The 4,339-nt window shown below is 67.5% G+C and carries 5 protein-coding genes; 4 read left to right on the top strand and 1 reads right to left on the bottom strand.

What is annotated here, in order from left to right; genetic code table 11:
• Positions 1 to 249 precede the first annotated feature (249 nt).
• A complete protein-coding gene (locus tag AB0G56_RS42030) occupies positions 250 to 1,428 on the top strand; it encodes an ISL3 family transposase (RefSeq protein ID WP_360981591.1) in 1,179 nt (392 codons plus the stop codon).
• Between the two features lie 104 nt (positions 1,429 to 1,532).
• Positions 1,533 to 1,907: a transposase gene (locus tag AB0G56_RS42035; RefSeq protein WP_360981594.1), complete on the top strand. Its 375-nt coding sequence runs from the start codon at positions 1,533 to 1,535 to the stop codon at positions 1,905 to 1,907.
• A gap of 56 nt (positions 1,908 to 1,963) precedes the next feature.
• On the opposite strand, the gene AB0G56_RS42040 is transcribed toward AB0G56_RS42035, so the two are convergent.
• The gene (locus AB0G56_RS42040) at positions 1,964 to 2,425 is read right to left on the bottom strand and encodes a hypothetical protein (RefSeq protein ID WP_360981597.1); all 462 of its coding nucleotides are present in this window, start codon (positions 2,423 to 2,425) and stop codon (positions 1,964 to 1,966) included.
• Positions 2,426 to 3,063: 638 nt separating this feature from the next.
• Here AB0G56_RS42040 and AB0G56_RS42045 point away from each other — a divergent pair.
• Both AB0G56_RS42045 and AB0G56_RS42050 read left to right on the top strand, forming a co-directional pair.
• Positions 3,064 to 3,663, top strand: a complete 600-nt coding sequence (locus AB0G56_RS42045) for a hypothetical protein (protein ID WP_360981600.1) — start codon at positions 3,064 to 3,066, stop codon at positions 3,661 to 3,663.
• Positions 3,664 to 4,033: 370 nt separating this feature from the next.
• Positions 4,034 to 4,339: DDE-type integrase/transposase/recombinase (locus AB0G56_RS42050; protein ID WP_360981603.1), on the top strand; the 306-nt coding region annotated here is incomplete at its 3' end.

Here is a 4,339-nt window from a genome sequence, read left to right on the forward strand (position 1 = left end):
GGCTTCCCGGCCGGCGTAGAAGCTGAGCAGGGGCAGCACGCGCTGGAGGGCGGCGCGCAGGTGTGCGATGTGCTGCTCACCGGCAGCGGTGGGGGGCGGGTGGAACGTCCATGATCGGGTGGCTTTGTTCACCGGCTTTGGGTTCTGGCACAGATCTTGGGGAGCGGTCGCGGAGCGTTACCTCGATGTTCGATTGCAGGAGACTGGCTCGCGTGAGACGGCGTACGCCTTGTTGTCTGACAGTCGGAAATGACGCTCCATCAGGTGCCTGCCGATCGCTGCTCTGGTCGGCTGTGGGCGGTGATGGTGCTGGTCATGCAGACCGATGCGCCGTTCTGGGACTCGCTGGTGTTCGACGGGACCGACGATGTGGATGTCGAGGCGGTTTCGGCCGCGTTCGGTACGGTTGAGGTGGTGGCGCGAGGCCGCGTGGCCGGGGCTGCATGCCCGGACTGCGGCCGCTTCTCGGACCGAGTCCACGACCGTTACCAGCGCAGGCTGAAGGACCTTCCGCTCGCTGAGCAGGGCTTCGTGATCCGGCTGACGGTCCGGCGCTTCATCTGCGCGTCGGCGGACTGCCCACGCCGGACGTTCGCCGAGCCGTTCTCCAGGCTGGCCGCCCCGCACGCACGGTTCACCACGCGGCTCAACCACGCCCTGGAGCGAGTGGGGCTCGCCCTGGCCGGGCGGGCCGGCGCCCGGCTGGCCGCCCAGCTGGGCTTCGGCGCCGGAAGGATGACCTTGTTGCGCAGGGTCATGGCATTGCCCGATCCGGAGTTCAGCACTCCGCGTGTGCTGGGCGTGGACGACTTCGCGATCCGCCGCGGCCAGACCTACTCCACCGTCTTGACCAGCGTCGAAGACCATCGCGTGGTCGATGTGCTCCCGACGCGTGAAGCCGGGCCGCTGGCCGCCTGGCTGATCCGCCACCCCGGCGTGGAGATCATCTGCCGGGACCGGGCGGGCGCCTACGCCGAGGGCGCCCGCTGCGGTGCCCCCGATGCTCTGCAGGTCGCCGACCGGTTCCATCTGTGGCAGGGTCTCGGCCGCGCCGTGGAGACCTGCGTCGCCGCCCACCGCGACTGCCTGCGCAGCCCGTCGCCCAGCGGCATGCTGTCGCAGGACACCCGGCCGGCTGCCGGTCGGCCGCAGGACGACCCGGAGCCCGTCGGCCGGCGGGCCGAGCGCAAGAAGGCTGCACACACCCTGGTCCACGAGGTGCTCGCCCAAGGCCACTCACGCCGGGCGATCGCCCGGCACCTGGCTGGGGCCTCAACACCGTGCTCCGGTACGCGAACGCCGCACGCTGGCAGGACACCATCCGCGAGAACCGGCCCCGGCCCAGCAGACTGGACCCCTACAAGCCCTACCTGGAGCGACGCTTCGCCGAGGGATGCACCAGCGTCACCCGACTGCACGGCGAACTGATAGCCGAGCACGCTCCCGTCACCTACGGCATGGTCCGCGCCCACATCGCCACCCTGCGTGCGGCTCCGTCCGAAGCACCGCCTCGGCCGCCGACGGTGCGGCAGGTGACCGGCTGGCTCACCCGGCACCCCGTGACACTGACCGAGAAAGACCACGCCGGCCTGAAGGAGGTTCTGGCGCGCTGCCCCGAACTGGACAAGGCCGCCGGACATGTCCGCGACTTCGGCGAGATACTCACCGACCGCCTCGGCTCCACACTCCCCACCTGGATCGACGCCGTCGACGCCAGCCAGCTACCCGGCCTTACCGGCTTCGCACTGCACCTGCTCCGGGACCTCGACGCCGTGACAGCCGGGCTCACCCTCGACTGGAGCTCCGGCAGCATCGAGGGCGCCGTCAACCGCATCAAGAAGATCAAGAGACAGCTCTACGGCCGAGCCGGATTCGAACTCCTCCGCAAAATGATCCTGATTCAGTGACTCTCCGCGATCGCGACCCCTGATGTGGTGACAGAAACGCCTCCTGACCTCACTCTTCAGGAGCGCGGCCCGACGCTGGGATGTGAGACCAAGGCACAGGCCGCGATCTGCAGTTGCGCTTTCCATGCCGCCTCGTCGAGCCCCAGCGTGTACTCGATGCAGCACGCGCATGGCGGGAGTAGCGCCACGAATGCATGCTCCTCAGCGGTCTGAACCTCCAGCTCCGACCACTCGTCCGATGCCAACTCGGCAAGATCCACCTCCCCGGCGGTGAATCGCGTGGCCAGCCTGCGCAGCGCGTATCGTCGGGCCACGTGGTGATCGGGCAGAGTGATCCCCAATTCTTCGAGAGCCTGCTCGAATGTGTCGCGGATGTCCCGAGGGTCCGCGTGACGCGGCAGACCGGCGAGCTCGCACAGGGTCGGCGTGTCCAAGCCCATGGCGAGTGCCTGGGCAGCGGTCATCGGCAGGTCTTCCGGACACACCTGATCCGCCTGATACAGCCACGCTGCCTCCACCAGAGGCGGATATGCCCTGCGGACAGGGCTGTCTGGTCCGGATGTGTCGTCTATCGCTGCCATGATTCATACGATGCCAGCACGGCTCGCGAGAGTGCCCGGAAATTTCGACTGTCCCGGCAAACCGCCCTACGGGCTGACCCTACCCATGCTGTTGCCCCGATGACACTCCGCGACCGCTCCCCAAGATCTGTGCCAGAACCCAGCAGGGCTCTGGTCCACTTCGTGTGGCCGCGTACGCAGCGTGACCGTTGATCTCTGGTAACCACTGGCCTCGGTGTGCGGAGTAACCTGCACTCAGGCTCTTGTCGCCATGTCCGGCCCGGCGAGCTCGGCCCCGAGGGGGCTGTGATGGGAACGCTTGAAGTGGGCAGCGTGGCCTGGAGGCGGGAGATGCACGAGCGGAACTGCGTGGTGAGAGCGCGTGCCCTGCAGCGAGACAGCTCGTCGCATGGTTGCGGATGCCCGTTGGATGCGCGCAGGTGCTCAGCGGGCCTTGGTCGCGAGCGAGCGAGTTCGTGCGGACCAGAGGAAGATGCCTGCGACATGGAGTCCGGCCAAGTAGATGGTGGCCGTCTTAGCTCTGCGCCCCGGTCGTCAAACACCCAGGCGGCGCTTCAACTACACGGGGGTAGCCCATGGAGTGGGGAACTGTCGTCAGCGTTGCCGTCGGCGGGCTTATAGGCCTCAGCGGCGACACCATCGGAAGGATCGGCGCCCGTCGCCAGGCTCAGAGGGCCCGGCAGGAGTCCTTGGAGGACGCGGAGGCGGCCCGGCGACGAGCCATTGAAGACGAGAGCAGGGCCGCCAAGGCAGACCGGGAGCGCAGCGCGGTCGAGAACATCCTGGGCGCCTACTTGGAACATCCCATCATGCTTCTCAACCAGCCGTCCGACGACACTGTGGAGAGCGCCACCAAGATATGCGCCACCCTGGGATTCGAGCAGTCGTTCTTGTTGGACAAGGAGCTACGCCTCCGCATCGCGGAAATCTGCTACCTCGTGGACATGGCCCTATCCGACAGTGTGCCCGGATACTCCCTGCCGGAAGTGGCGTTCCTGTCCCGGAGCGAGACCCGCATGCTGATGGGGGCTTGGTCGAGGGGAGACGCTCTGCCTGATTCGATTGAGGGCTGGCGGCAAATTCGGCAGCTACGTCCCAACATCGAAGCCCAGTGGCAAGCAAGACTACGAGACAACGGTTCATCGATCGTTGTGCCCCCACTCTCCATCTACTGATGCGCGGGGATCGGCCTACGAACCGGCGCAGGCCGACCGTGGGACTGGCGCGGCAACCCAACCATCACGAGGCGGCCGCCTCGTGATGCCGAACACGACCGCGGCGTAAAAGCCGGCGGCGCCGATGGCGACGGTGACCGGCACAGCGAGCGCCGGGCAGCGGTGGACGGCGTAGCCGAAGCCGACGGCCAGGGCCAGGCCGACGAGGGCCAAGAGCAGCGCGACGAACAGCTGCTCCCCGCGGGAGCGGAGGTGAGCGGTACGGCAAGGTTGCCGGCGACCTCTACGCTGGGTTCGCCACAGCTGGTTCGGCCGCTGAAAGACAGCCCCTGACCTCGTACGACGCAAGTTCGACGCCATCGCGCCCGACGTGCTGTGGTGGGGCGACATGACAGAGATCGACACCGGCGAGGGCAAGCTGTACCTCGCGAGTGTCCACGACGCGTTCTCCCGCCGGGTCCTGGGCTTCGCGATGGGGCAGCGGCACGACGCCGCGCTGGTCAGCGTCGCACTGCAGATGGCGATCGCGACCAGAGGCGGCCAGGTCGCCGGATGCATTGTTCATTCCGATCGCGGGTCGCAGGGCGAATTCAACCGGTCGTCGCAACACCTTTATTTCGGAGGTGTTCAAGATCGCTACGGAGGACTGGCGCAGGAAGACCGGCGATGCGCCCGA

Source organism: Streptomyces sp. NPDC021356, from assembly GCF_040641015.1.
Taxonomy (GTDB): Bacteria; Actinomycetota; Actinomycetes; order Streptomycetales; family Streptomycetaceae; genus Streptomyces.